At 54.3% G+C, this 26,081-nt stretch carries 23 protein-coding genes and 1 other annotated feature; of the genes, 7 read left to right on the top strand and 16 right to left on the bottom strand.

Annotation, left to right across the window (positions count from 1 at the left end; genetic code table 11):
• The first annotated feature begins 53 nt into the window (after positions 1 to 53).
• Positions 54 to 317, top strand: coding sequence for a 30S ribosomal protein S20 (rpsT, locus tag ACUTQ5_RS11365; RefSeq protein ID WP_037420676.1), 264 nt, complete (start codon positions 54 to 56; stop codon positions 315 to 317).
• Between the two features lie 67 nt (positions 318 to 384).
• Here rpsT and nhaR read toward each other — a convergent pair whose 3' ends face one another.
• From nhaR to dnaK, 4 genes are all read right to left on the bottom strand, one after another.
• Positions 385 to 1,284, bottom strand: a complete 900-nt coding sequence (gene nhaR, locus ACUTQ5_RS11360) for a transcriptional activator NhaR (RefSeq protein WP_004950031.1) — start codon at positions 1,282 to 1,284, stop codon at positions 385 to 387.
• 194 nt (positions 1,285 to 1,478) lie between these two features.
• Entirely contained in the window at positions 1,479 to 2,645 is a 1,167-nt protein-coding gene (nhaA, locus tag ACUTQ5_RS11355; protein ID WP_445651329.1) for a Na+/H+ antiporter NhaA, read from the bottom strand.
• 237 nt (positions 2,646 to 2,882) lie between these two features.
• Positions 2,883 to 4,013, bottom strand: coding sequence for a molecular chaperone DnaJ (gene dnaJ, locus ACUTQ5_RS11350; RefSeq protein ID WP_445651328.1), 1,131 nt, complete (start codon positions 4,011 to 4,013; stop codon positions 2,883 to 2,885).
• 106 nt (positions 4,014 to 4,119) lie between these two features.
• Positions 4,120 to 6,033 carry a molecular chaperone DnaK gene (dnaK, locus tag ACUTQ5_RS11345; protein ID WP_445651327.1) on the bottom strand — a complete coding sequence of 638 codons (1,914 nt, stop codon included), beginning with the start codon at positions 6,031 to 6,033 and terminating at the stop codon, positions 4,120 to 4,122.
• A 324-nt stretch (positions 6,034 to 6,357) separates the two neighbouring features.
• Between dnaK and satP the strand changes: the two genes are divergently transcribed.
• Complete coding sequence (satP, locus tag ACUTQ5_RS11340; protein WP_445651326.1) at positions 6,358 to 6,957, top strand: acetate uptake transporter; 600 nt, start codon at positions 6,358 to 6,360, stop codon at positions 6,955 to 6,957.
• Between the two features lie 51 nt (positions 6,958 to 7,008).
• Here satP and ACUTQ5_RS11335 read toward each other — a convergent pair whose 3' ends face one another.
• From ACUTQ5_RS11335 to tal, 3 genes are all read right to left on the bottom strand, one after another.
• On the bottom strand, positions 7,009 to 8,316 hold the full coding sequence (locus ACUTQ5_RS11335) for an MFS transporter (RefSeq protein WP_445651325.1): 1,308 nt from the start codon (positions 8,314 to 8,316) through the stop codon (positions 7,009 to 7,011).
• A 124-nt stretch (positions 8,317 to 8,440) separates the two neighbouring features.
• A complete protein-coding gene (gene mog / locus ACUTQ5_RS11330; protein WP_445651324.1) occupies positions 8,441 to 9,028 on the bottom strand; it encodes a molybdopterin adenylyltransferase in 588 nt (195 codons plus the stop codon).
• A gap of 150 nt (positions 9,029 to 9,178) precedes the next feature.
• Complete coding sequence (tal, locus tag ACUTQ5_RS11325; protein ID WP_445651323.1) at positions 9,179 to 10,132, bottom strand: transaldolase; 954 nt, start codon at positions 10,130 to 10,132, stop codon at positions 9,179 to 9,181.
• A gap of 381 nt (positions 10,133 to 10,513) precedes the next feature.
• On the opposite strand from tal, the gene ACUTQ5_RS11320 reads away from it, so the two are divergent.
• Both ACUTQ5_RS11320 and yaaA read left to right on the top strand, forming a co-directional pair.
• Positions 10,514 to 11,938: an alanine/glycine:cation symporter family protein gene (locus tag ACUTQ5_RS11320; protein ID WP_445651322.1), complete on the top strand. Its 1,425-nt coding sequence runs from the start codon at positions 10,514 to 10,516 to the stop codon at positions 11,936 to 11,938.
• A 104-nt stretch (positions 11,939 to 12,042) separates the two neighbouring features.
• Positions 12,043 to 12,816 (top strand): peroxide stress protein YaaA, encoded by a 774-nt coding sequence (gene yaaA / locus ACUTQ5_RS11315; protein WP_445651321.1) that lies wholly within the window; start codon positions 12,043 to 12,045, stop codon positions 12,814 to 12,816.
• Between the two features lie 221 nt (positions 12,817 to 13,037).
• Here yaaA and thrC read toward each other — a convergent pair whose 3' ends face one another.
• From thrC to ACUTQ5_RS11290, 5 genes are all read right to left on the bottom strand, one after another.
• A complete protein-coding gene (gene thrC / locus ACUTQ5_RS11310; RefSeq protein WP_445651320.1) occupies positions 13,038 to 14,327 on the bottom strand; it encodes a threonine synthase in 1,290 nt (429 codons plus the stop codon).
• 3 nt (positions 14,328 to 14,330) lie between these two features.
• The gene (thrB, locus tag ACUTQ5_RS11305; RefSeq protein ID WP_445651319.1) at positions 14,331 to 15,260 is read right to left on the bottom strand and encodes a homoserine kinase; all 930 of its coding nucleotides are present in this window, start codon (positions 15,258 to 15,260) and stop codon (positions 14,331 to 14,333) included.
• Position 15,261: 1 nt separating this feature from the next.
• On the bottom strand, positions 15,262 to 17,721 hold the full coding sequence (gene thrA / locus ACUTQ5_RS11300; protein ID WP_445651318.1) for a bifunctional aspartate kinase/homoserine dehydrogenase I: 2,460 nt from the start codon (positions 17,719 to 17,721) through the stop codon (positions 15,262 to 15,264).
• Between the two features lie 25 nt (positions 17,722 to 17,746).
• Positions 17,747 to 17,865 (bottom strand) — a sequence feature (Thr leader region).
• Positions 17,804 to 17,872, bottom strand: coding sequence for a thr operon leader peptide (gene thrL / locus ACUTQ5_RS11295; protein ID WP_071998276.1), 69 nt, complete (start codon positions 17,870 to 17,872; stop codon positions 17,804 to 17,806). Its footprint overlaps the feature before it by 62 nt.
• A 212-nt stretch (positions 17,873 to 18,084) precedes the next feature.
• Positions 18,085 to 18,771, bottom strand: a complete 687-nt coding sequence (locus ACUTQ5_RS11290) for a tRNA/rRNA methyltransferase (protein WP_445651317.1) — start codon at positions 18,769 to 18,771, stop codon at positions 18,085 to 18,087.
• Between the two features lie 633 nt (positions 18,772 to 19,404).
• Here ACUTQ5_RS11290 and arcA point away from each other — a divergent pair.
• A complete protein-coding gene (arcA, locus tag ACUTQ5_RS11285; protein WP_004949989.1) occupies positions 19,405 to 20,121 on the top strand; it encodes a two-component system response regulator ArcA in 717 nt (238 codons plus the stop codon).
• Between the two features lie 47 nt (positions 20,122 to 20,168).
• Here the strand turns inward: arcA and creA are convergent, their stop codons facing one another.
• Positions 20,169 to 20,648, bottom strand: coding sequence for a protein CreA (gene creA / locus ACUTQ5_RS11280; RefSeq protein ID WP_445651316.1), 480 nt, complete (start codon positions 20,646 to 20,648; stop codon positions 20,169 to 20,171).
• A 342-nt stretch (positions 20,649 to 20,990) separates the two neighbouring features.
• Between creA and robA the strand changes: the two genes are divergently transcribed.
• Positions 20,991 to 21,860 carry an MDR efflux pump AcrAB transcriptional activator RobA gene (robA, locus tag ACUTQ5_RS11275; protein WP_445651315.1) on the top strand — a complete coding sequence of 290 codons (870 nt, stop codon included), beginning with the start codon at positions 20,991 to 20,993 and terminating at the stop codon, positions 21,858 to 21,860.
• Here robA and gpmB read toward each other — a convergent pair.
• Positions 21,857 to 22,504, bottom strand: coding sequence for a 2,3-diphosphoglycerate-dependent phosphoglycerate mutase GpmB (gene gpmB, locus ACUTQ5_RS11270; protein ID WP_012005131.1), 648 nt, complete (start codon positions 22,502 to 22,504; stop codon positions 21,857 to 21,859). The genes robA and gpmB overlap by 4 nt on opposite strands.
• 111 nt (positions 22,505 to 22,615) lie before the next feature.
• Here gpmB and yjjX point away from each other — a divergent pair, with 111 nt between their 5' ends.
• The gene (gene yjjX / locus ACUTQ5_RS11265) at positions 22,616 to 23,155 is read left to right on the top strand and encodes an inosine/xanthosine triphosphatase (RefSeq protein WP_445651314.1); all 540 of its coding nucleotides are present in this window, start codon (positions 22,616 to 22,618) and stop codon (positions 23,153 to 23,155) included.
• Between the two features lie 17 nt (positions 23,156 to 23,172).
• Here yjjX and trpR read toward each other — a convergent pair whose 3' ends face one another.
• Positions 23,173 to 23,502, bottom strand: coding sequence for a trp operon repressor (gene trpR / locus ACUTQ5_RS11260; protein WP_153858096.1), 330 nt, complete (start codon positions 23,500 to 23,502; stop codon positions 23,173 to 23,175).
• Between the two features lie 55 nt (positions 23,503 to 23,557).
• Positions 23,558 to 25,486 carry a murein transglycosylase gene (gene sltY, locus ACUTQ5_RS11255; RefSeq protein ID WP_445651313.1) on the bottom strand — a complete coding sequence of 643 codons (1,929 nt, stop codon included), beginning with the start codon at positions 25,484 to 25,486 and terminating at the stop codon, positions 23,558 to 23,560.
• Positions 25,487 to 26,081 lie beyond the last annotated feature (595 nt).

The raw sequence follows: 26,081 nt of genomic DNA, 5'->3' as shown, positions 1-26,081 counted from the left end.
ATATTCCTCGGCCTTCGAATTGTCCTCAATAGAATATATTTGGGAGTTGGACCTTGGCTAATATCAAATCAGCTAAGAAGCGCGCCGTACAGTCTGAGAAGCGTCGTAAGCATAACGCTAGCGGCCGCTCAATGATGCGTACCTACATCAAGAAAGTAGAAGTTGCTATCGCAACTGGCGACAAAGAAGCTGCAAAAAATGCATTCCTCGTAATGCAACCAATCGTGGACCGCAAGGCAGCTAAAGGCCTGATCCACAAAAACAAAGCTGCACGCCATAAGTCAAACCTGACTGCGCGTATCAACGCAATGCAATAAGCATTACGTTGTCAGCTTGATAAAAAAACCGGCTCAGGCCGGTTTTTTTACGTCTGCAATACCCGGTCTAGTAAGCGAACAATGCAGAGAAGTCCTTGTTGCATACCCGCTGTACCGCCGGATGCTGGATCATGCGCTCGGCAAAGATGATGTAGTACTCTTCCTGCACGCTATCAATACGTCCAATCTCCACCACGTCATCATCATTATAGGTATCCTGCGCATACAGCGTCGGCGCAACGAAGATCGCATTGTGGTACATGCCAAAAGTTTTCATCAGGGCCGCATCATCAAACTCGCCCAAGATCTCCACCTGAATGCCCTGAGTATTAAACCAGTTCAACAGCTTACGGCCCAACATCGAACGTCGACCCGGGATCAGCAGTTTGCGCTGTTCCAGGCAGGCGGGGAACGGCAGGTCCGGTGCCGGTTGGCGACAGAAGAAGCTGATGCCGCATTCACCCAGTTTGAGCGAAAACAGCCCTTCCTGCTGGCTGGAATCTACCGGGCAGTCTGACAGGATCATATCGAGCTTATGCTGGCTGAGCTGCTCCAACAGCATCTCGTGCGTCGACTCAAAGCAGCGCAGGTGAATTTGCTCATTATCCACCACTACCGCCGTCTCCAACACCTGGCTCACCAAACGTTTGGACAGCGCATCCGCTACCCCGACGTCGAACAACAGGTTGGATTCCTTGCGATAGTTAACGATATCCAGCATTTCCTGGCTGAGCATAAACATCTTGTCGGCATAACGAAAAACCAGTTGCCCCAATTCGGATGGCACCAGCCCACGCCCCTGACGCTTGAACAGCTTGCCGTCCAAACGTTCCTCCAGCGCTTTGATCTGGCCTGTGATGGTCTGCGGTGTCAGAAACAAGGCTTCGGCAGCACCGACCACCGAACCTTCCTTGCAGACCTGCCAGAAGTAATAAAGGTGATTAAAGTTGATATGCGACATCCTCACGAGGTGCTCTCCTTAACATTTCGTCATGGCAAACCCGCGGCCGTGACGAGCGACTAATGTCCTTTCCCTGTTTCAGACAACCTGTTGCTGCATTCGTCCCAAACAGAACGGCCGAAGTTGTGCATATTTTACCCTGCACAACTCCGACCAGCTATTGTAGTGAGTCCCCACGAACAGGGGATCCCCTAAAAGGGTTATCTGACTCGCGGTAACGACATGCGCAACAGACCATACCCGACCACCGCCGCCGTGGTTGATCCAATCAGGATCCCCAGACGCGAATAGGTGCTCAGAACAACATCCGCATCGCCAAAGGCCAGCGAAGCGATAAATATCGACATGGTGAAACCAATACCACAGAGCACGGAAACAGCAAACACCTGTTTGAAACCAATTCCTTCAGGCAGCCTGGCGATGCCCAGCTTTACTGCCAACAGGCTAAAGGTGAAGATGCCCAACGGCTTACCGATAAACAGGCCTGCTGCAATGCCCACTGGCAACAGAGAGGTCAGCCCGCTCAGCGACACGCCTTGTAATGAAACCCCTGCGTTGGCAAAGGCAAACAGCGGCAGTATCAGGAACGCCACCCACGGATGCAGCTCATGCTCCAGCGTCTCGGACGGCGACGGCCCTTTCTTCACATTAAGCGGGATCATAAAGCCGATAATTACCCCGGCCAGCGTCGCATGTACCCCGGACTTGAGGATAGCCACCCACAATACCAGGCCGACAATCATATAAAGTGAGGTTTTGCCCACGCCGCGCCAGTTCATAAACGCCAGCACGGCAATAGAGGCTGCCGCCACGCCCAATGCTGCCATCGAGACTTCGTGGGTATAGAACAGCGCGATAATGACGATGACACCCAGGTCATCGATGATCGCCAACGCCAACAGAAACACCTTCAGGCTGGTAGGCACACGGTTACCCAACAGCGCCATCACCCCGAGGGCAAAGGCAATATCGGTTGCCGCCGGGATCGCCCATCCCTGACGAGTCACCTCGTCCGCGCCGTTGAACATCAGGTAAATCAATGCCGGTGCCAGCATGCCGCCCAATGCAGCAATCGCCGGGAACACCGCCTTGTCGCGCCCGGCCAAAGAACCCTGCATCAGCTCACGCTTGACCTCCAACCCGACCACCAGGAAAAAGATCGCCATCAGGCCGTCGTTAATCCACAACAGCAATGGCTTGGCAATCTCCAGTGAGGACACTTTCACCATCACAGGCAAATTGAGGAAGGAGTGATAAATCCCCTGGGCTGGGGTATTGGCCATGACCAACGCGATAATCGCGGCTACGATCAGGATAATACCGCCCGCGGCTTCCTGACGTAAAAATTGACGAATGATGTTAGTCACAATACGTCTCTCCATAGCAAAGCAAGGCACAGACGGCCCCACTGACAAAGTAATGGAATGAGTATAGATGGCGAATCACTTCGATAAAATACGTTTATAAATGCTTAAATCATCGAAAAAGGCGATCTATAAGGGCTTTATGTCACACTTTAACCAAGGGTATTGGCGGACATTCAGCCATAAAAAAACCCCGACTTTGACGCCGGGGTTATGCAGTAAGCTAACGGAAACAGCAGCTTAGCGCGTCAGGTCGTCAAAAAACTTTTTCACCCCGTCGAAGAAGCTCTTCGAACGTGGGCTGTTTTTGTCACCGGAAGGGCCACCCAGGCTCTCCTCCAGTTCCTTCAGCAATTGCTTCTGTTTGTCGTTCAGGTTAACCGGGGTTTCTACTACCACACGGCACAGCAGGTCGCCCTGGCTGCCACCACGAACCGATTTAACACCCTTGCTGCGCATGCGGAACAGCTTTCCGGTCTGAGTCTCTGCCGGTACTTTCAGCTTCACACGGCCATCCAGCGTCGGGACTTCAATCTCGCCGCCCAATGCCGCCATCGCAAAGTTAATCGGCACTTCACAGTACAGGTTATTACCTTCGCGCTCGAAGATAGGATGCGCTTTCACCTGAACCTGAACGTACAGATCGCCTGCCGGCGCACCGTGTTCACCCGCTTCCCCCTCACCCGCCAGGCGGATGCGGTCACCGGTATCAACGCCAGCCGGGATTTTCACCGACAGCGTTTTGGCTTTCTCTACCCGGCCGTGGCCGTGGCAGCTGTTGCAAGGGTCTTTGATGATCTGACCGCGGCCATGACAGTGCGGACAGGCCTGCTGCACGGTAAAGAAGCCCTGGCGCATCTGCACCTGGCCCTGACCGTGACAGGTTGGACAGGTCACCGGCGAGCTGCCTGGCTTGGCGCCACTGCCGTGGCAAACACCACACTCTTCCAGCGTCGGGATGCGGATCTCTTTGGTCACGCCACGAACCGCTTCCTCGAGGGACAGCTCCATGTTGTAGCGCAGATCGGAACCGCGGCTGGCGCGTTGACGACGGCCACCACCGAAGATGTCGCCAAATACGTCGCCAAAGATATCGCTGAAGTCGGCACCGCCGCCGCCAAACCCACCGCCGCCGCCCATGCCGCCTTGTTCAAACGCCGCATGGCCGTATTGATCGTAGGCCGCACGCTTTTGATCGTCGGTCAGAACTTCGTACGCTTCCTTGACCTCTTTAAATCTGGCTTCGGCGTCCTGATCCTGGTTGCGATCAGGATGGTACTTCATCGCCAGGCGTTTATACGCCTTTTTGATCTCACGTTCTTCCGCCGTCTTGGAGACGCCGAGAATCTCGTAATAGTCTTTCTTGGCCATTATTTCTGTAACCCTTAACATGCGTGCACGGGCGTAGAGTTGCCTCGACGCCCGTGCTGGTTTCCGGTAACGGCCTCTCGGCCGTTCCGTGCCCGCTTAAGGGCGATTATTTTTTGTCTTTAACTTCTTCGAACTCAGCGTCAACCACGTCGTCGTCTTTCTGCGCCGCGTTGTCAGCACCGGCATCAGCACCTTGCTGAGCCTGCTGCGCCTGAGCCATTTCCAGCAGCTTGCCGGAAACCTGCACCAGAGCCTGGGTCTTCGCTTCGATCTCGGCTTTATCTTCGCCTTTGACCGCCACTTCCAGATCTTTCAGCGCCGCTTCGATAGCCGTTTTGTCTTCCGCAGGCAGTTTGTCGCCCGCTTCTTCCAACTGCTTACGGGTACCGTGGATCAGGTGGTCGGCCTGGTTACGGGTCTGCACCAGCTCTTCGAACTTACGGTCAGCTTCGGCGTTCACTTCAGCATCGCGCACCATTTTCTGGATTTCTTCTTCGTTCAGACCGGAAGAAGCCTTGATGGTGATTTTCTGCTCACGGCCTGTATTCTTGTCTTTGGCAGACACGTGCAAAATACCGTCGGCGTCGATGTCGAAGGTCACTTCGATTTGCGCCATGCCGCGTGGAGCCGCCTGGATACCGTCCAGATTGAACTGGCCCAGTGACTTGTTATCGTTAGCGCGTTTACGCTCACCCTGCAGCACGTGGATGGTTACCGCAGACTGGTTGTCTTCAGCGGTGGAGAACACCTGGCTATGCTTGGTCGGGATGGTGGTGTTTTTGGTGATCAGCGGAGTCATCACGCTGCCCATGGTTTCGATACCCAGCGACAGCGGGGTAACGTCCAGCAGCAGAACGTCCTTCACATCACCGGCCAACACGCCGCCCTGTACCGCAGCACCCACCGCAACGGCTTCGTCCGGGTTAACGTCTTTACGTGGTTCTTTACCGAAGAAGTCAGCAACTTTCTTCTGAACCATTGGCATACGGGTCTGGCCACCAACCAGGATCACGTCCTGAATGTCGGAAACCGACAGGCCTGCGTCTTTCAGTGCCACTTTCAGCGGCTCGATAGAACGCGCAACCAGATCTTCAACCAGCGACTCGAGTTTTGCACGGGTCACTTTGATGTTCATGTGTTTTGGACCGCTCGCATCTGCAGTGATGTACGGCAGGTTAACGTCGGTCTGCTGAGCTGAAGACAGTTCAATCTTCGCTTTCTCAGCGGCTTCTTTCAGACGCTGCATCGCCAACGGATCGTTGCGCAGATCGAAACCTTGTTCTTTCTTGAACTCTTCCACCAGGTAGTTGATCAGGCGGCTGTCGAAGTCTTCACCACCCAGGTGGGTATCACCGTTGGTTGCCAGAACTTCGAAGGTTTTTTCGCCGTCAACTTCGTCGATTTCGATGATTGAGATATCAAAAGTACCGCCACCCAGGTCATAAACCGCGATGGTACGGTTGCCGACTTCTTTGTCCAGGCCGTAAGCCAGGGCCGCAGCGGTCGGTTCGTTGATGATACGTTTAACTTCCAGGCCTGCGATACGGCCAGCGTCTTTGGTCGCCTGACGCTGAGCATCGTTGAAGTATGCAGGTACGGTGATAACCGCTTCAGTTACTGGTTCGCCCAGATAATCTTCAGCCGTTTTCTTCATTTTCTTCAACACTTCAGCAGAGATCTGCGGAGGTGCTACACGCTGGTCTTTCACTTCAACCCATGCGTCGCCGTTATCAGCAGCCACAATTTTGTACGGCATGATGTCTTTATCACGCTGCGCTTCTTCATCCTGGAAGCGACGGCCAATCAGGCGCTTAATCGCAAACAGGGTGTTTTGTGGGTTAGTAACAGCCTGACGCTTAGCAGGCTGGCCAACCAGAATTTCACCATCCTGGGTATATGCGATGATCGAAGGTGTAGTACGGTCGCCTTCGCTGTTCTCCAGCACGCGCGCTTTACCACCATCCATAATTGCTACACAAGAGTTGGTAGTACCCAGGTCGATACCAATAATTTTGCCCATCTAAACGTCTCCACTAATAAATTCATATTCGGTCAGGTTGCTAACCTATATGTGGGCAATATTTTGTTTTTCAACTGCCCAACATTTTAGTCTTAGCCGCGGTCAGCAACTGCGGTTGCAAATAAGATGGGGTCATACAAGCGAGCATCAAGGGGCAGGACAAAAAAAATTTCTTTTTTATCGTCACTCAGATCATTGTTTCCTGTTCTGGGGATCATTATTATGCCGCGCGCTCTGATGGAAGTTATCAACTTTTCGTCCATTCAGACCATATATGAATTTACTTCACTATTTTCGTTAATTTTCTGTTATTGCAGAGGACTTATGCACACCAACAAGTTGGCGAATCCCGGCCCTCTCGGCCTGATGGGCTTCGGGATGACCACCGTCTTGCTGAACCTGCACAACGCGGGCTTTTTCCCATTGAACTCCGCCATTATAAGCATGGGGATTTTCTTCGGTGGACTGGCCCAAATTATGGCCGGCCTGCTGGAATACAAGAAAGGCAACACCTTCGGCATGACGGCCTTTATCTCTTACGGCAGCTTCTGGCTGAGCCTGGTCGGGTTGCTGTTGCTGCCGCGTCTGGGTCTGGCCGAACCGACCGACGCCGGCGTGCTGGGGATCTACCTGGCACTGTGGGGCGTCTTCACGCTGTTCATGTTCTTCGGCACTCTGCGCGCCAACCGCGTGCTGCAGTTCGTGTTCGGAAGCCTGACGCTGCTGTTCGCCCTGCTGGCCATCGGTAACATCACCGGCAACCATGCGCTGCTGAATTTTGCCGGCTACGAAGGCATTATCTGCGGTGCCAGCGCCATCTATCTGGCCATGGCAGAAGTGCTCAACGAGCAGTATGGCCGCACTGTGCTGCCGATTGGCGAGCCAAATATCAACAATGTGGAATCTATTCGGGCAGTGGCATAAGCGCCATTGGCCTGAAACAAAAAGCCCTGCGGTTGATTGCAGGGCTTTTTTTTAGCTGTAGGAACCGGCGCGCTGTGTTTTGGTTTCGCTGTTCAGATCGCGATGCAGGTAAATTCCCAGCAGCAGCCCGATGCCCGACAGCGCCAACACATAGTAAGCGGGCGCTAACGGGGTTAACTTCATGATCAACGTCACAAATATTGGGGTTAAACCACCAAAAATGGCGTATGCGACATTATATGAGAACGAAATCCCGGTAAATCGCACTTCCGCCGGAAAAGCCCGCACCATCACGTAAGGTACCGCGCCCACTACGCCTACGCTGAAGCCTACCAGCGCATAGCAGGCGAACAACATTTCCGGGTGCTCACCCACAGTCCGATAAAATAACCAACTGCAGCCTGCCAGCAGCAGGCTGCCGACGATAAAGGTTTTGCTGGCGCCAAAGCGATCCGCCGACAAGCCGGCAATGATGCAACCGGCAATCAGCATGATGGTGGCGATGCTATTGGCCTGCAACGATAACGCCGGGGCGATGCCAAACTGTTTTTGCAGATAGGTTGGGGTCATCAGGATCACCACCACAATGCCAGCGGACAAAAGCCAGGTCAGCAGCATCGACACCACCACTTCCTTGCGATGATTGAGCACTACCGATTTCAACGGCAGCTCTTCTGCCAGGGCCTTACGCGCCTGCATCTCGATGAAGATGGGTGTTTCCTGCAGCCAGCGGCGCAGGTACATCGCCACCAGGCCGAAAATACCGCCTAGCAGGAACGGGATGCGCCAGCCACCTTCAATAATTGTCTGTTGACTGAGCGTGGTATTGATCACCGTCGCCACCAGCGAGCCCAACAGGATACCGACGGTCAGGCCGGCAGTCAGCGTGCCGCAGGCAAAACCGATGCGCCGGCGCGGCACGTGTTCAGCCACAAACACCCAGGCTCCCGGCACCTCGCCGCCGATCGCCGCCCCTTGCAGCACACGCATCAGCAACAGCAACAGCGGTGCGGCAATGCCTATGCTGGCATAGGTCGGTAACAGGCCCATCGCCAGCGTCGGCAACGCCATCAGCAAGATACTCAGGCTGAACATTTTTTTTCGGCCGACCAGATCGCCGAAGTGCGCCATCACGATGCCGCCCAGCGGGCGGGCCAGATAACCGGCGGCAAAAATGCCGAAGGTTTGCACCTGGCGTAACCATTCCGGCATATCCGCCGGGAAGAACAGCTCGCCCATCACCGCCGCAAAGAAGACAAAAATGATGAAATCATAGAACTCCAGCGCACCGCCCAGGGCAGCTAACGTCAGAGTTTTGTAGTCTTGCCGGTTTAACCGGCGATTATTATCGTGAGGCATAGGGTACCGTCGGAGGAGACTGTAAAAATAAAAGCCATCGGCTTTTTGTAAACGAATCCTTACTATAACGGCAAATTATTTTCCCACCAGATCGGCTAGCGCTTATCTCACAAAAGGCTGAAATTTAGAGGTTTATCTCGCGACGCGCATTCTTCGGGCGAAATGCTGCTACCACTGCTGCCTCGGTTTCCACATAGGGTCCCTCAAGCAACTGAATGCAGTACGGCACGCTGGCGAAGATGCCATGCACCGCCACCTTGCCCTGCTCGTCCTTAACCCCTTCCAGCGTTTCCTTGATCGACTTGGGTTGCCCCGGCAGGTTGATGATCAATGCCTGCTTGCGGATCGCCCCCACCTGACGTGAAAGAATGGCCGTTGGCACATAGTGTAGGCTGATTTGACGCATTTGCTCGCCGAAACCGGGCATCACGCGATCGGCAATGGCCAGCGTAGCGTCAGGTGTCACGTCGCGGCGCGCGGGGCCGGTCCCCCCGGTGGTCAGCACCAGATGGCAGCCCATTTCATCCACCAGCTCACACAGGGTTTGTTCTATCAACGTCTGCTCATCAGGGATCAGGCGGGTTTCCAGCTTAAACGGAGTGGTCAGCGCACCAGTCAGCCATTCCTCCAGCGCCGGGATCCCCTTGTCCTGATAAACGCCGCCGGAAGCGCGGTCAGAAACAGAAACCAAACCAATACGTAATATGTCCATGCGTAACCTCTACAGCCTGATGGGGTTCGGACGGGTTATCTTCCCGCCCTGTTTTCAATTTTAGGAGTATAAAGTGTCTGCCTGCCTGCGGGATCTGCAAGCATAAAAAAAGGCGGCCTAAGCCACCTTTTTCTGCGCTGATTGCCGGAATTACAGCAGATCGGCGATCATTTTTTCCAGCTTGCCCTGGTCTACGGCAAACTTGCGGATACCGTCGGTCAGTTTCTCAACTGCCATTGGATCCTGGTTGTGCTGCCAGTAGAACTCAGGCTCGGTCAAAGCGGCAGGACGTGCTTGCACTTCGCCGGTGTAAGCCAGTTTACGCTCAAGCGTGCCTTCGCTCTCTGCCAGCTCTTTCAGCAGTGCAGGGGCGATGGTCAGGCGGTCACAACCGGCCAGCTCGATGATTTCGCCGACGTTACGGAAGCTGGCGCCCATCACCACGGTTTTGTAACCGTGCTGTTTGTAATACTGGTAGATCTCGGTAACGGAAATCACACCCGGATCTTCGTTTGGCGCGAACTCTTTCTTGTCGCCATTGGCTTTGTACCAGTCGAGGATACGGCCAACAAACGGAGAAATCAGGAAAACGCCGGCTTCGGCGCAGGCACGAGCCTGGGCAAAGGAGAACAGCAGCGTCAGGTTACAGTTGATGCCTTCTTTTTCCAGCTGTTCCGCAGCGCGGATACCCTGCCAGGTAGAAGCCAGTTTGATCAGGATGCGATCGTTACTGATGCCGGCATCGTTGTACAGTTTGATCAGACGCTTGGCCTTGGCAACGCTGGCGACGGTGTCGTAGGACAGGCGAGCGTCCACTTCAGTGGAGATGCGGCCTGGAACCAACTTCAGGATTTCCAGACCAATGTTAACGGCCAGCTTGTCGGCAGCATCGGCGATCTGCTGTTCGCGATCGCTGCTCTGCTCGCGTGCCCAGGCAATGGCTTCGTCAATCAGTTTGCGGTATTCAGGAATTTGGGCTGCATTGAGGATCAGCGAAGGGTTGGTCGTAGCATCTTGCGGTTGATACAGCTTCATAGCCGCGATATCGCCCGTATCTGCAACCACGGTAGTCAGTTGGCGCAGGGAAGTTAATTTATCGGTCATGTTGGCATTATCTCATCGTGTGTGCATGAACTTTTGGCATCGTTCAACCATGCCTTGCCCTGATAATAACATGCGCAAGGCCCGGTGCAAGGCTGGAAAATCAGGCCCCGGCGGTGCTGGTTTTATCCTTGTGCGAGCAACCGTTTACGCTGCTATCTTTCGTCATTCCCGAGCTGATGAAAAGGCAATAACGTGCTATCGCTTGAATAAATCATGTTAAATTCGCAAAAATCAATGCAATAGGTTTCGAAATCTGAGAAAAATCTCAATTGCTCGGAACCGGGCTGATTTCAGCTAAGCTCTTGTAAAAATTAAGCCAATATATTTTCACCCGCGGTGGATATGTCGCGGTGCGCAACAAATTTCAACAAGGAGGGATCCGTGACGGACCTGATAAACTTTATAAATAATATTTTGTGGGGTTCGGTACTGATTTATTTGCTGCTCGGTACCGGCATTTATTTCACCCTACGCACGCGTTTTATCCAGGTTCGCCATTTCGGCCACATGTTCTCGCTGCTGAAAAACAGCAACAAGAGCGACAGTGCCGGTATCTCCTCCTTTCAAGCCTTGTGCACCACCCTCGCCGCTCGCGTCGGTACCGGCAACCTGACCGGCGTGGCGATTGCCCTCACCGCCGGTGGCCCCGGTGCCATCTTCTGGATGTGGGTAGTGGCCTTTATCGGCATGGCCACCTCCTTTGTCGAAAGCAGCCTGGCACAGCTCTACAAAACCAAGGATGGCCAGGGTAACTACCGCGGCGGCCCGGCCTATTATATGGAGAAAGGGCTGGGCATGCGCTGGATGGGCGTACTGTTCTCAATCTTCCTGATCATCGCCTTCGGCCTGGTGTTCAACGCCGTACAGGCCAACTCCATCGCCCAGGCTTCCGCCGTCGCCTTCCACGTGAAACCGCTGTATGTCGGTATCGGCCTGGTGGTCCTGAGCGGCATCGTGATTTTCGGCGGCATTCGTTCTGTGGCTCGCGTTGCCGAACTGGTGGTACCAGTGATGGCAGCCGCTTATTTACTGCTGGCCCTGTGGGTGATTGGCCATAATATTGAGCATATGCCGGCGATCCTCTCGCTGGTGGTTAAAAGCGCCTTCGGGTTGCAGGAAGCGGCGGCCGGTGCCGTCGGCTACGGTATTTCGCAGGCGATGACTCAGGGAGTGCAGCGCGGCCTGTTCTCCAACGAAGCCGGTATGGGTTCTGCGCCCAATGCGGCGGCCTCCGCCTCACCTTACCCACCGCATCCGGCCTCGCAGGGCTACGTACAGATGCTCGGGGTGTTTGTCGACACTATCGTGATTTGCAGCGCAACCGCTGCCATCATTCTATCTTCGGGTGTATTGGAGCAACCGATAGACAACATCAGCGGTATCGACATGACCCAGCGTGCGCTGTCCTCCTCCGTCGGCAGTTGGGGCTCGCCCTTTGTCGCCATCGCCATTTTCTTCTTCGCCTTTACCTCGATTATAGCCAACTACGCCTATGCCGAAAGCAATCTGGTGTTCCTGGAGCGCAACCACCCGGCCAGTCTGCTGATTTTCCGTTGCGCCGCTCTGGGTATGGTGATGTTTGGGGCGCTGGCCGAATTGCCGGTGGTATGGAAAATGGCCGATACCTCTATGGCTTTGATGGCCGTCACCAACCTGACGGCGATCCTGCTGCTGTCACGCGTGGCACTCAAATTGGCTAACGATTACCACCGTCAGCGAACGTTGGGAAAATTGCCCACTTTTGACGCCAACCGCTTCCCCGAGTTGAAATCCCAGCTAGAACCGGGCGTGTGGGACAAAAATTAATTTTTGCGGGCGCGTCAGACACGCGCCCTGCCTATCAGACCCATTGACCCTTTTTCCCGCGCTTTTTGCTACAGTAGCGGTTCTTGGAAAAACAGGATCTGGCCATGCTCGTTATTATTTCACCTGCAAAAACTCTTGATTACGAAAGCCCACTGGCAACCGAACGCTTCACCCAGCCGGAACTGCTGGATAAATCGAAGCAGCTGATCAAAATCTGCCGCGATCTGACGCCGGTACAAATCTCCAAGCTGATGAGCATCAGCGATAAACTGGCCGGCCTGAACGCCGCTCGCTTTGGCGACTGGCAACCGAAATTCACCCCGGACAATGCCCGCCAGGCCCTGCTGGCGTTTAAAGGCGACGTTTATACCGGCCTGCATGCGCAGGATTTCAGCGAAGATGACTTTGATTTCGCCCAACAGCATCTGCGTATGCTGTCCGGGCTGTACGGCGTGCTGCGCCCGCTTGATCTGATGATGCCTTACCGTCTGGAAATGGGCATCAAACTGAACAATGCCAAGGGCAAGGATTTGTACAGTTTCTGGGGCGAGCAAATCACCAAAAAACTCAATGAAGCGCTGGAGCAACAAGGTGACGATGTGGTGGTCAACCTGGCTTCCGACGAATACTTCAAATCGGTGAAACCAGCCAAACTGCACGGCGAGCTGATTAAACCGGTGTTCCTCGACGAGAAAAACGGCAAATACAAAGTGATCAGCTTCTACGCCAAGAAAGCGCGCGGACTGATGAGCCGCTTTATCATCAAGAATCGCCTGACGCAGCGCGAACAACTGCTTGATTTCAAGCTGGAGGGCTACGCATTTGACGAAGCCAACTCCCAAGGCAACGAGCTGGTGTTCAAGCGCCCCGAGCAGTAATCGCTCGCCCATAAAAAAGCCGTCTCAAGGACGGCTTCAGACTGATGACAAACCTCATTCCTGCCCAGAGCGAGTAGAGGTCGATAAATAAAAATCAGGAAAATCAATTTATTGATTTTCGGCCGATCACCACAAAGCAGGAAAAACCACGCTTTTTCCTGCTTTGTCAGCAACCTAAAGCCGTCTCAAGGACGGCTTTTCGCTTTATATGGCCATGAGGATCAGGCTGGCAAGGCCATCAGGAACTTGCGCAGTTCACCAAAGCCGGCCGGCAGGTTGTGCGACAACAGCGGCAAATCAGCACGCTGCGCCAGCGCCTTCGGCAGTGGCAATTCCTGACCGAGAATTTCCTCGACGCTCTCTTTGAATTTGGCCGGATGCGCGGTACCGAGGAACAGACCAAACTCCCCTTCCTGCAACTGGTCACGCAACGCACGATACGCAATCGCCGCGTGCGGCTCTGAGAGATAACCCAACTTCGCCAGCTCACGCATGGTGTCTTTGGTGGTTTCGTCGCTGACCGTGGCATGGCCCAGCTCTTTCAACTGCCAGATCTTGCGACGGAACAGCTCTTCGACCCGTGGCCAGTTGTTCGGCTGGCTGACATCCATCGCATTGGACAGCGTAGCCACCGTGGCATGAGGCTGCCACTGACCGTTAGTCAGGAAGCGCGGTACGGTGTCGTTGGCATTGGTCGCGGCGATAAAACGCTTCACCGGCAGGCCCAGTGACTTGGCCAGCAGCCCGGCAGTCAGATCGCCGAAGTTGCCGCTGGGCACTGAAATCACCAACTGGTTACGAGCTTCCTGCGGCAATTGCGCTACTGCTTCGAAGTAATAACAAATCTGCGCTAGCAGGCGGCTGATGTTAATCGAATTGGCCGAGTTCAGGTGCAGGGCTTCTTTCAATTCCTGATCGTCAAATGCCTGCTTCACTAACGCCTGGCAGGCGTCAAAATCGCCGTCGATCGCCACGGTATGGATGTTGCCACCCAGGGTGCAGAACAGTTTTTCCTGAAGCGGGCTGATTTTGCCCTGTGGGTACAGGATCACCACGCGCACATTCTTCAGACCGTAGAATGCATGGGCCACCGCCGCACCGGTATCACCAGAGGTCGCGGTCAGGATAGTGACCGGCTGATCGCCCGCCACTTCCGCCAGCATCTGCGCCATAAAGCGGCCACCGAAGTCTTTAAACGCCAGCGTTGGGCCGTGGAACAGCTCCAGGCAGGCGATGTCATCTTCCACTTGCGCTACCGGTGCCGGAAACTCAAAGGCCGCCGCCACACGCTTATGCAATGCCTCTTCAGAAACTTCATCGCCAATAAATGCCGACAGGATACGGCTGCTGCGCGTGGCAAAATCCTGTTCCAGCAGATGGTCGATTTCGGTCAGTTCAAACTCCGGCAGATCCAGCGGGAAAAACAGTCCTTGCTGTTTGCCCAGGCCCTGTTTGATCGCCTGTGTGAAGCTGACCTGCTCGTTATGATCCTTAAGGTTGTACAGTTTCATGCGTTATCCCAGTAGTCGTGCGCCTGCGGTATCCAGGCGGCAAATATGAACAAAACCTTCGTCGTTTTGCAGATAGTGATTAGTCAGCCAGTCGGCCATACGTTGCGCCGTTGCGCCGTCATCACAAACGGCGAACAGCGTCGGGCCGGAACCGGAAATACCGCAAGCCAGGGCACCGATATCCTGAGCGGCTTTGCGTGCGTCGGCAAAACCCGGCAACAGGCGGGTGCGGTACGGCTCGGCAATCACGTCCTGCATCAGCTTGGCGGCCAGGCGCGGTTGTTGGGTATGGCAGGCATGGATAAAGCCCGCCAGATAGCGACCGTGGCTGATACAGTCCTGACGACGATACTGCGCGGGCAGGATCGCACGCGCTTCGGCGGTGGATACCTTGATGCCCGGATAGGCCATCACCCACAGCCAGTCTTTAAAGCATGGCACTTCCTGGCTAATGAAGCCTTCTTCTTCCAGCATCAACTGCAGGCCGCCGAGGTAGCAAGGCGCCACGTTATCGTAATGCACGCTGCCGGAGATACGACCTTCCAATTCGCCCATCAGGCCCAGCAGCGTCATTTTATCCAACGGCCGGTTGCAGAACTCATTCATCGCCATCAACCCGGCGACTACCGAACAGGCGCTGGATCCCAGACCAGAACCGATCGGCATATTTTTCTCGAGTCGCATCGCCACCGGGATCTGCTGACCGATTTCCTGGCAGAAGCGCACCCAACATTGATAAACGATGTTCTCTTTCGGATCGTCCGGCAGCTTGCTAACGAAGCGACCGGCATTTTGCAAACTGAACGTTTCGGCGGCCTCTACACTGACGCAGTCGCCCAGCAAGGTCCCGTCGATCGGCGACACCGCTGCTCCCAGAACGTCAAAACCGACGCTGACGTTACCAATTGAGGCCGGCGCATACACCTTAACCATATTAAACTCCCAACTTCCATGACAGTGTGCGCAACAGGTCGGCAAATACCCCTGCGGCGGTCACATCGTTACCGGCACCGTAGCCGCGCAGAACCAGCGGCAATGGCTGATAGTAGCGGCTGTAGAAAGCCAAGGCGTTCTCGCCGTTCTTCACTTTATACAACGGATCGTTGCCGTCTACCGCATCTATACGCACCTGACAGCGGCCATTTTCGATCACACCTACATAGCGCAACACCTTACCCTGCTCGCTGGCATTGGCCACGTTGCGGGCGTACTCTTTATCCAGCTCCGGCAGGCGCGCCATAAAGGTTTCCACGTCACCGGAAGCGTCAAAGGAAGGTGGCAGCACCGACTCAACCTCGATATCGGCCAATTCCAGTTTGTAACCCGCCTCACGCGCCAGGATCAACAGCTTGCGCGCCACGTCCATACCGGAAAGGTCATCACGTGGATCCGGCTCGGTATAGCCCTTGGCTTTGGCCTCCAGGGTCGCTGCCGACAGCGACATGCCCTCATCGAGCTTGCCGAAAATAAACGACAGCGAACCGGACAAAATGCCAGAGAAGCGCGTCAACTCGTCACCGGCGTTCAGCAGGTTTTGCAGGTTTTCGATCACCGGCAACCCCGCACCGACGTTGGTGTCGTACAGGAACTTGCGACGCGAACCAGCCGCGGCGGTGCGCAGTTGTTGGTAGTAGTTCATCGACGAAGTGTTGGCCTTTTTGTTCGGCGTCACCACGTGGAAACCATCGGCCAGGAAATCGGCGTATTGATCGGCCACCGCCTGACTGGAGGTGCAATCGACAATCACCGGATTGAGCAGGTGGTACTCCTTCACCAGGCGGATCAGACGGCCAAGGTTGAATGGCTCCTGCGCACCGGCCAATTCATCGCGCCAGCTATCCAGCGCGATGCCGTGTATGTTGGTCAGCATAGCGCGTGAATTGGCAATGCCGCACACCCGCAGGTCGATATGCTTTTGCTTCAGCCATGGCTGCTGACGGTAGATCTGTTCGATCAACGCACCGCCGACGCCGCCGACGCCGATAACAAACACTTCAATCACCTGATCGGTGTTAAACAACATCTGGTGACAGACGCGAACCCCGGTGGTGGCGGAATCGTTGCTGACCACCACCGAGATGGAACGTTCGGAGGACCCCTGGGCAATAGCGACAATGTTGATGTTGGCGCGCGCCAGGGCGGAGAAGAAGCTGGCCGAAATACCGCGCAGTGTGCGCATACCATCGCCGACGACCGAGATAATCGCCAACTGCTCCATTACGTCCAGCGGCTCCAGCAGGCCATCTTTCAATTCAAGATAGAATTCGTCTTCCAACGCGCGACGAGCCCGCTGCAGTTCACTCTGCGGTACGCAGAAGCTGATGCTGTATTCGGAAGAGGACTGGGTGATCAACACCACCGAGATACCGGCACGGGACATCACGGCAAACACGCGCGCCGCCATGCCGATCATGCCCTTCATCCCTGGGCCAGAAACGTTGATCATCGCCATATTATTGAGATTGGTGATGCCCTTTACCGGCGTATCGGTATCCAGATTTTCACCGCCAATCAGCGTGCCAGGGGCCTGCGGGTTGGCGGTATTTTTGATCAGGCAAGGGATTTGGAACTGGGCAATGGGCGCGATAGTACGGGGATGAAGCACGCTGGCGCCGAAATAGGAAAGCTCCATAGCTTCCTGATACGACATCGATTTCAGCAACCTGGCGTCAGGCACGGTGCGAGGATCGCAGGTATAAACGCCGTCGACGTCGGTCCAGATCTCACAACATTCGGCGCGCAAGCAGGCAGCCAGTACCGCAGCAGAGTAGTCGGAGCCGTTTCGGCCCAGCACCACCAGTTCCCCTTTGTCGTTACCAGCGGTGAATCCAGCCATCAGCACAATGTGATCCGCCGGGATAGCTGCGGCGGCGATGCGCAATGTGGATTCGGCAATGTCTACCGTGGACTCCAGGTAATGCCCCTGCGCCAGCAGTTTCTCCACTGGGTTTATCACCGTAACCGGGAAGCCTTTGGCGCGAAACACCCCTTCCATAATGGCGATAGAGAGCTTCTCTCCGCGGCAGATGATAGCCGCATTCACGCTGTCCGGGCATTGCCCCAGCAGTGCAACACCATGCAGTACCTGTTTGAGTTGAGAAAACTCCTGGTCCACCAGCGTCTTGAGACGATCGTATTCAAAGCCAGGCAACGCCTGTGCCAGGCCGCTCAGCAGGTCGGCAAAGATGCGTTCTGCATCGCTCATATTTGGCAGAATGTCCTGCCCCGCTACCGTTTTATCAATCATCGCCACCAGGTGGTTGGTGATTTTAGCCGGAGCGGACAAGACCGTGGCCACCTGTCCCTGACGTGCGTTACTTTCCATGATGTCGGCGACGCGCAGAAAACGTTCTGCATTCGCTACCGAGGTTCCGCCAAATTTCAGCACTCGCATTTCTTGTCTCTCCCGAATTTAAGCCGAAAAAAAAGCCCGCACTGGTTAGGTGCGGGCTTTTTTCTTTTGTTTCCTGTGCGCGTCAGCCCGCCCCGTTACCTGTGGTATCGGTGGTGGTAATAATTGTTGTGTTCAGGCTGATATTTCGCATTTTTTCTGTCTGTCTCATTAAATACTCTGTCCCCTCTATTGGTTAAAGCAATCGCTATCCCAAGTCAAATTATTTCTTGTTTTTGCTTGTTTATTGCCCAGTAGTGCAACTGAGCAATGCGACAGTCGAAAAGCCAAATGACAGGATAAAAAGACAGAAATACGGCATTTTTGCAGTGGATCAAACTGCCAGGTTAGCCATATTTGCGGGTATCACTTTGTCAGTTTTTTTTCGATGTCATGCAGTAAAGTATGCAACATTGCCGTATCGCGCTGCGGCAAAGTACCAAGCCGTTGGTGCAGCCAATCGCGCAATTTTTGATCGTCACCCACCCCCAACTCCCCCAGCAAACCCTCAGCACGCTGACGTAGTGCTTTAAGCTGGCCCTCATTAGCCACTGGCTCCTGCGGTGCGCCAACTTTCATCAATTCCGACAATTGATAGCAATACACCATCACCGCCTGACCGAGATTCAACGAAGGGTAATCTGCCTGCATAGGCACACCGGTCAGCAAATCGGCCAACTCCAGCTCTTCATTGGTCAGGCCGGAATCTTCACGGCCAAACACCAAGGCTGCCTGCCCCACCCACTGACTACGCTCACTCAACTGACCCAACAGTTGCTGCGGCGTACAGTAATAATGGAAACGCGCGCGGCTACGGGCAGTGGTAGCAACGGTGAAATCCACGTCCGCCAGCGCCTGCTCGAGAGTGGCGAAAGTCTGCACGCCATCGAGGATATCCCCCGCCCCATGAGCCACCCAGCGAGCCGCCGGCTGCAGGTGCGCTTCGCTGTCGACAATGCGCAACGAAGTGAAGCCCATGGTTTTCATTGCCCGCGCCGCAGCGCCGACGTTTTCCGGCCGCGCCGGAGCCACTAAAACAATATGAAGCTGCATCAATACTCCACTAAATGAGAGATCGCGTATTTTTGACTGTTTGGGATAGTCTGATTATATTTACATCTGCGCAACAATAATCCCGAAACAGAGGGTAGACAGGGCTAAATGGGTTATTGCCCTGATAAATTGCTCGTAATACATATTATTGCTACTTATTTTTTACTGTGCTTATTAATCAAAGCGTTGAAAGAAGGCTTTTTTCAATAAGCCAATAATTCTACCTCATTAGGCGCTTCAATGCTGAATCGAACACAGAATTTAGGCTTCTGTGACTTAAGCTGGCATTTCTGTAAGTGTTTTTCACAAAACTGTTAACGTGCTACAATTGAATTTGATATATGTCAACAAACCTTAGTTTTGTTGGGTGATGAATTCGGTGCGCACTGTTATATTGCTGTTAATACGGTTAGGATATGCACCGTTTTGGCACCTTTGGGGTTGTAAGGAACAGCGCCCCAACCAAGCTAGCGATCTTGTTGACATGGAATGGAAAGTGCATCAAGAACGAGTTTACGTACTTTAGTCATTGGGTAGAAGGGAACGTGAGCGCTAATCTCTGCCCTCCGCTATGAAAACAAAGACTTCTGTACTTCCTATTTTCTATTTTGTTGGCAATTTTAGGTAGCATATATGCAGACCCCGCACATTCTGATTGTCGAAGACGAGTTAGTCACTCGTAACACCCTGAAGAGCATTTTCGAGGCGGAAGGCTACGTTGTTCATGAAGCCAATGATGGTGCAGAGATGCACAACATCCTGTCTGAAAATGATATCAATCTGGTTATCATGGACATCAATCTGCCAGGCAAAAATGGCCTGCTGCTGGCGCGTGAATTGCGCGAACAGGCCAGCGTTGCGCTGATGTTCCTGACCGGCCGTGATAACGAAGTTGACAAGATCCTCGGCTTGGAAATCGGCGCCGATGATTACATCACCAAGCCATTCAACCCGCGTGAATTGACCATTCGCGCACGTAATCTGCTGTCACGCACCATGAACCTGGGCAGCGTCGGCGAAGAACGTCGCCTGGTTGAAAGCTATAAGTTCAACGGTTGGGAGCTGGACATCAACAGCCGCTCACTGATCAGCCCTGCGGGCGAGCAATACAAACTGCCTCGAAGTGAATTCCGCGCCATGCTGCACTTCTGCGAAAACCCGGGCAAGATCCAATCCCGTGGCGAACTGCTGAAGAAGATGACCGGCCGTGAGCTGAAGCCGCATGACCGCACCGTGGACGTGACCATTCGTCGCATCCGCAAGCACTTCGAATCAACGCCGGACACGCCGGAAATCATCGCGACTATTCACGGTGAAGGTTACCGTTTCTGCGGCGATCTGGAAGAGTAAGCCTCCTCCCGTGTTAAAATATTTGGGGTTCCGCAGAACCCCAAATCTTATTTTGCCTCACCCCAGGGGATGATCGGCACGGCGCTCAGCGCATTCTTCGGTGAACCATCCACCACACGGTCTGAATAGCTAAGATAAATCAATGCATTGCGTGTAGCATCGTAGAAACGCACCACCTGCAGTTTCTTGAACACCAGCGACGTTCGCTTCTGGAACACTACCGTCCCTTCTGCCTTACCATTTTTGATTTTATCGTTCAGCTCAATCGGCCCAACCTGCTGGCAGGAAATGGCAGCATCCGCAGTATCTTCCGCTAATCCCAGCCCGCCTTTAATGCCACCGGTTTTTGCCCGGCTGATATAACAAGTTACATTTTTAACATCCGGATCGTCGAACGCTTCCACCACAATTTTATGGTCCGGACCAAAGAGTTTAAATACCGTATCAACCGACCCAACTTGTTCTGCCTGCGCACTATTTACCGTTGCGCAAACTAAAAAAAACAAAAACAACCATCCTTTTTTCATTTACTTAACTCCAATAGGCTAAATCCTAAAAATGGGTACCGGCAATCAATATTGTTTATGTTTTAGGTCACAGAAAAAGGATCTTTCTGGTCCGCACCCGTCTTTTTAGCACAGAGCGTGACAAAAATCTTTGAGAGTCTCGGAGGAAAAAAATTGCTATTATGCGGCGTCGTTATATCTTTGCGCCCGTTTAAGGTGTGCCCCTATCCAACCCTTGCCCAACAGCGGCAAGAGGCAAAGAGTGCTACACAAAATGGCTCATGGACTGGTCTGATAGCGCAAGCACCAGCGTAATAAATAAACAGTTCGGGTTCCTACCCTAAAGCTCTACGAGGAAGATCTATGGATCAAGCCGGTATTATTCGTGATCTACTTAGCTGGCTGGAAAGCCATTTGGACCAACCTTTGTCACTGGACAATGTGGCGGCCAAAGCAGGTTACTCTAAATGGCATTTACAACGGATGTTTAAAGATATTACCGGTAACGCCATCGGCGCTTATATCCGGGCAAGGAGATTATCCAAGGCTGCGGTGGCGCTGCGTTTAACCAGCCGACCTATTCTGGATATAGCCTTACAGTATCGCTTCGACTCGCAGCAAACATTTACCCGCGCATTTAAAAAACAGTTTGCGCAAACACCAGCACTGTATCGCCGTGCGGAAGACTGGAACTCATTTGGCATTTGTCCGCCAATCCGCCTGGGTGCCTTTACTCTGCCGCAACCCGAGTTTGTCACGATGCCGGAACAGCATCTGATTGGCCTGACGCAAAGCTATTCCTGTACGCTGGAGCAAATCTCCCACTGCCGTACCGAATTGCGGTCACAGTTCTGGAGCCAGTATTTGGGCGAAGTGGAATCGCTGCCACCGGTATTGTACGGGCTGCACCATTCACGTCCGAGTCAGGAAAAGGATGACGAGCAGGAAGTGCTGTATACCACGGCGCTGGAACCGCATCACGTACCAGCGAAAATTCAGGCCGGACAGCCGCTGGTGTTGCAAGGTGGCGAGTATGCGATGTTCAGCTATGAAGGCCCGGCCTCTGGCCTGCAAGACTTTATTCTGACCGTGTATGGCACCTGCCTGCCGGCACTCAAACTCACGCGCCGTAAAGGGCACGATATTGAGCGCTTTTATCCCAAGGGTGACCGCCGGCCACCCCAACCGTCGACCGAGATCAACTGCGACTATTTGATCCCGATCCGCCGTTAACGCTGCAGTTCATCCAGCGCGGGCGTGTCCAGATGTGTGACATCGCCCGCCGTTTCGACGATCCAGCCAGAAGCCAGCCATGGGCTCTGCTGATGATCGACTCGCGACAGTGAACAGTTGCGTAAACGCAGGCGGCGCTCGGCATAAGCCGGTAGCCCGAGCACGGTACTGATCAGACAGCCCAGAGCAATACCATGGCTGACAATCAGCGGTTTGCTGCCCTCGGGTAACATCAGGCAACTTTCCAGTGCCTCGCGCATCCGGTCGCCCAACTCGCTCATTGACTCACCTTGAGGGATACGGCCATCGGCAGTACCATCGACCATCTGTTTACGCCACTGTTCTTCCTGTGGCGTCAAGCTGTCGATTAAGCGTTCTTCCAGCACCCCCATATGCAACTCACGCAAACGTGGATCGTTTATCACCTCGCAACCGCAAGCCTCTGCGATGATTTGCGCAGTGCGGCGGGTACGCCCCAGATCGCTGGTAATCACGTGCGTGATGCCTTGTTTGCTGACGCGCTGGGCAACCAGGCGAGCCTGATGTTCACCGTTAGCGGTTAACGGGCTGTCCGACTGCCCCTGGATGCGGCGAGCCGCATTCCATTCCGTTTCGCCATGGCGAACGAGGTATACCTGTAACATTTTGCTTTTCCGTTATACTGCGTGAAACCTGAGTTTATCGTCGTCAGATGCCGCTTGCGCAAGCGTCTGACGTAGTGAATAGGCTCTTAGCTTAAGGATGCCAAACCCGTTATGTATCATGTTGTCGCTGCAACTACCAACCCGGCAAAGATCAAGGCTATTCAACTGGCCTTTGAGGACACTTTTGGCCAGGACCAATGCCGCATTGAATCGGTCGACGTCGCCAGTGGCGTTTCACTGCAACCCATAGGTAATCACGAAACCCGCACCGGTGCACGCCAGCGTGTTATGGAAGCACGGCAGGTACGCCCGGAGGCCGACTTTTGGGTCGGCGTGGAAGCAGGAATCGAAGAGAATATGACTTTCGCCTGGATGACCGTGGAAAACCCGCAGACCCGCGGCGAATCGCGCTCAGCCAGCCTGATGCTGCCGGAGACGATTTTACAGGGAATTCGCGCCGGCCGCGAATTGGGCAGTGAAATGGCCATCATCACCGGCAATGCCGAAGTGAAACGCCAGGGTGGCGCTATTGGCATCTTTACCAACGGGCGATTGAGCCGCACCAGCGTTTACCATCAGGCTCTGCTGCTGGCACTGGTCCCTTTCCACAACCCGATCTACCAGGACCACAACAACGCGCAGCAAAAATAAGTCCTGCCGGCGCGGCGCTACGGTGCTTCGCCCAGCAACTGCTGTTCCAGCCACTGCTTTAATGCCGGGGTCGCTGCCTTCAGGCTGTTTGAACCGCGAGTGATGGTGGCAATCCCCGCCCCCAGTTCATTCTTCAGCTCACGTTGGCTCATCTCACCGCGCATCAATTCCTGAATAATCCGTACCCTGGTGCCTAAAGCCGTACGTTCGTCCGGCGTCAACAGCAGCTGCATCAGTGGTTGATGCAGATCCTGTGCAAACGAATTCTGCAGCAGCGCAACAAAGCGCAGCCAATCCTCATTACCTTGTTCTGAAAGAGCCGGGTCGTTAAGCGATAATTGCGTCATGGCAAGCCACCATACTATTTAACTAGTACAGCAGCATACCATAGCGACGTCAAAATCAATAACGCCTCTGCCACTCGGCGTCGGTCAGCACTTTAGCCGGCCGATGCATGAGATAGCGATAAAATGCGTCGTAAGCCAACACGTTCTTCACGTAAGAACGGGTTTCCGAGAACGGGATGCTTTCGACAAACGCCACGGCGTCAACTCGCCCTTCACTATTGCCCAACCAGGTATTCACCCGAGATGGACCAGCATTGTAAGCCGCCGATGACAGGATCCGGTTGCGGCCGAATTGCTGGTAAACATGCTCCAGGTAGCTGGTGCCGATAATAATATTAACGCGCGGATCAAGCAGTTGGCTGGGGCTTGAGTAACCGGGAATATTGTACATCTGCACGGTATGCTGCGCGGTACGTGGCATCACCTGCATCAGGCCGCTGGCCCCTACAGGTGACTGAGCTTTCGGGTTCCAGGCGCTCTCCTGACGAGCAATCGCCATGGCATAACTCGGCGTTATCCCCTTGTCATCGGTCGCGGCACGGAACTCTTGCGGCCAGGCCACCGGGAAACGTTCTTCAAGGTGATCCCACATCTTGCCTACGATAGTCGCCTGCACGCTGAGATCGGCCCATTTCTGCTCGAAGGCATAACGCGCCAGCGCTTCCTGTTCCGGGCGGCTGCGACTGGCCACGAAGGAAGTCCACTCGCTGCGCGCCAGGTTATCCATATTCCAGTACATCAACTCGCGCACCCGGGCAATTTCCGGCCCGTCCACCAACGAAGCACGGGGTTTTGCCGCTACCGCCACCATCACCGGGTAAGGCGTATTCAGTTTCTGTGCCGCCACCATCGGGTAGAAGCCACGTTCGGTCATCAGCCGACGCAGGATCTCTTCCCCTTCGCTGCGTTTGCCTTCGTCCAGTAACATGCTCGCACGCCAGTAACGCCATTCATCCTTATTACGCGACTCCGTTGGTAAACGGGCCAGCCAGGTTGCGACCCCCAGGCGATCGCCGGCACCCAGCGCCATACGCACGCGGCGCTCTAGCAGTGCCGGTGACTGACTACGCAGGATCACCTTGTCACGCCACTGTGTCTGTTCAAAGGTCGCATCGCTGCCCATCAGGCGCCATGCCACCGCTTCCTCCAGCCCCAGCCGCTCGCTGTCGCTCATTTTCTGCAGCCGGACGAGGGTAGGAATCATCGCCTGGGCGTTTTCCGCATCCTGACGCGCCAGACGTTCGAAGGCAATACCGGTCGCTGCGCGGGTAAAGTCGGTCGGCCCCACGCTGCGGGCAAAGGACTCAACCGTCGTAGGATCGTTTTGCAGGCGTACCAGGGCGTCACCCATAGTCTGATAATCTGACGGCAATTGGCGATAGAGACTGTTTACCAGGCCACTGTTGCCCTCTTTCAAGGCCAGCTTCATGCGCTGCAGAATAGCCGACGGCGTTTGTTTACCGGCCCCCCGCCAGACGCTGAACAGTTTGTCACAGGCCGCTGGCAGCGATTTACCGCTCATCCAGATATCGTCGACGCCGCTCCAGGCCGCCTGCTGATCGCCAGTGGCCCATTTGGCATAGTAGTAATTGCAGCGCGCAGCAATGGGTTTCGGCGCCTGCGGGCTGAAGGCCAGCAGGGTACGCCAGTCTTCACGTCGCGCCAGCTCATTAACAAAGCGCGGGGCCAGCGACTTGGCTGGCGGCAGCGTCGGATGCAGCTTGATAAAGTCATTTACTTCGGAGAACCCGGCCTGACTGAGATCTTGCGTCAGCTCACGGTATTCCAGGTAAGGATAAAGCGGGTAATCACGCAGCGTCGGCATCAGTTGCGCCACCACGTCCATCTGATTGCTGTCCCACGCCTGCTTGATCTGCAGGTAACGCTGACGCTGAGCGTCCAGGGAATCTGCCAATGCGGCGCTTGAAAATGCCGTCAGGCACAGACCCACAGCCAAAAACCGCCACTTGTCTACCTTGACCATACTGACTCTTTCCTCTCTAATGCTGATGGTGTTGCCAGAGCCGCTTCACCCCGTTGCCGCGCTACGTCAGCAGCCAATGGAACGATGAACCCGGCTCTCCGAGTATTTAGCGCTCTGTCGTGGGATAACCTCTACCCGGCACGCCAGAGCAAAAGGGGGGCGCTGAGCAACCCGCTCAGCCGTCTATCATAGACAGCAGGATCGCTTATCCATTCACTACTGTAGAAGAAGTTTATCGTCACGATGGGCTTCAGGTAAAAAAGGTTTACCCTTGCTGACAAATCCATTAAAGCCGGCGACAATTTTGCCGAATTAATCATTTCAACCAGGGCTCAGCATTAACAGGCGATCCGATCGCCGATTATTAATCCCGTTACCAATATAAAATTAAGCCATTTAAATTATTAGCCGTCGCAGCATTTCTGCCATCAAAACGATGGGCTGAAACGTTGCGCAAACCGCCAGAACTCAGGCCTGACGCGCCAACTTTGCAGAAAACTCCTGGCAAACCTCGGTGGTCGTTTTTATACTATTAAAAAATGTTGAGATAATTCCGATAAAATGGCATGTAAAGCGCGCAACAGAGATATCTTAT

This window comes from Serratia sp. NA_112.1 (genome assembly GCF_052691715.1).
The sequence above is the reverse complement of the archived record's forward strand: the minus strand, read 5'-3'. Positions and strand labels throughout refer to the sequence as shown.

Bases quoted from the DNA above. Each gene is read 5' to 3' on its own strand.
- dnaJ (WP_445651328.1), bottom strand. From the start codon at position 4,013: ATGGCCAAGAAAGACTATTACGAGATTCTCGGCGTCTCCAAGACGGCG.
- dnaK (WP_445651327.1), bottom strand. From the start codon at position 6,033: ATGGGCAAAATTATTGGTATCGACCTGGGTACTACCAACTCTTGTGTA.
- satP (WP_445651326.1), top strand. From the start codon at position 6,358: ATGCACACCAACAAGTTGGCGAATCCCGGCCCTCTCGGCCTGATGGGC.
- ACUTQ5_RS11335 (WP_445651325.1), bottom strand. From the start codon at position 8,316: ATGCCTCACGATAATAATCGCCGGTTAAACCGGCAAGACTACAAAACT.
- mog (WP_445651324.1), bottom strand. From the start codon at position 9,028: ATGGACATATTACGTATTGGTTTGGTTTCTGTTTCTGACCGCGCTTCC.
- tal (WP_445651323.1), bottom strand. From the start codon at position 10,132: ATGACCGATAAATTAACTTCCCTGCGCCAACTGACTACCGTGGTTGCA.
- yaaA (WP_445651321.1), top strand. From the start codon at position 12,043: ATGCTCGTTATTATTTCACCTGCAAAAACTCTTGATTACGAAAGCCCA.
- thrC (WP_445651320.1), bottom strand. From the start codon at position 14,327: ATGAAACTGTACAACCTTAAGGATCATAACGAGCAGGTCAGCTTCACA.
- thrB (WP_445651319.1), bottom strand. From the start codon at position 15,260: ATGGTTAAGGTGTATGCGCCGGCCTCAATTGGTAACGTCAGCGTCGGT.
- thrA (WP_445651318.1), bottom strand. From the start codon at position 17,721: ATGCGAGTGCTGAAATTTGGCGGAACCTCGGTAGCGAATGCAGAACGT.
- ACUTQ5_RS11290 (WP_445651317.1), bottom strand. From the start codon at position 18,771: ATGCAGCTTCATATTGTTTTAGTGGCTCCGGCGCGGCCGGAAAACGTC.
- arcA (WP_004949989.1), top strand. From the start codon at position 19,405: ATGCAGACCCCGCACATTCTGATTGTCGAAGACGAGTTAGTCACTCGT.
- creA (WP_445651316.1), bottom strand. From the start codon at position 20,648: ATGAAAAAAGGATGGTTGTTTTTGTTTTTTTTAGTTTGCGCAACGGTA.
- robA (WP_445651315.1), top strand. From the start codon at position 20,991: ATGGATCAAGCCGGTATTATTCGTGATCTACTTAGCTGGCTGGAAAGC.
- gpmB (WP_012005131.1), bottom strand. From the start codon at position 22,504: ATGTTACAGGTATACCTCGTTCGCCATGGCGAAACGGAATGGAATGCG.
- yjjX (WP_445651314.1), top strand. From the start codon at position 22,616: ATGTATCATGTTGTCGCTGCAACTACCAACCCGGCAAAGATCAAGGCT.
- trpR (WP_153858096.1), bottom strand. From the start codon at position 23,502: ATGACGCAATTATCGCTTAACGACCCGGCTCTTTCAGAACAAGGTAAT.
- sltY (WP_445651313.1), bottom strand. From the start codon at position 25,486: ATGGTCAAGGTAGACAAGTGGCGGTTTTTGGCTGTGGGTCTGTGCCTG.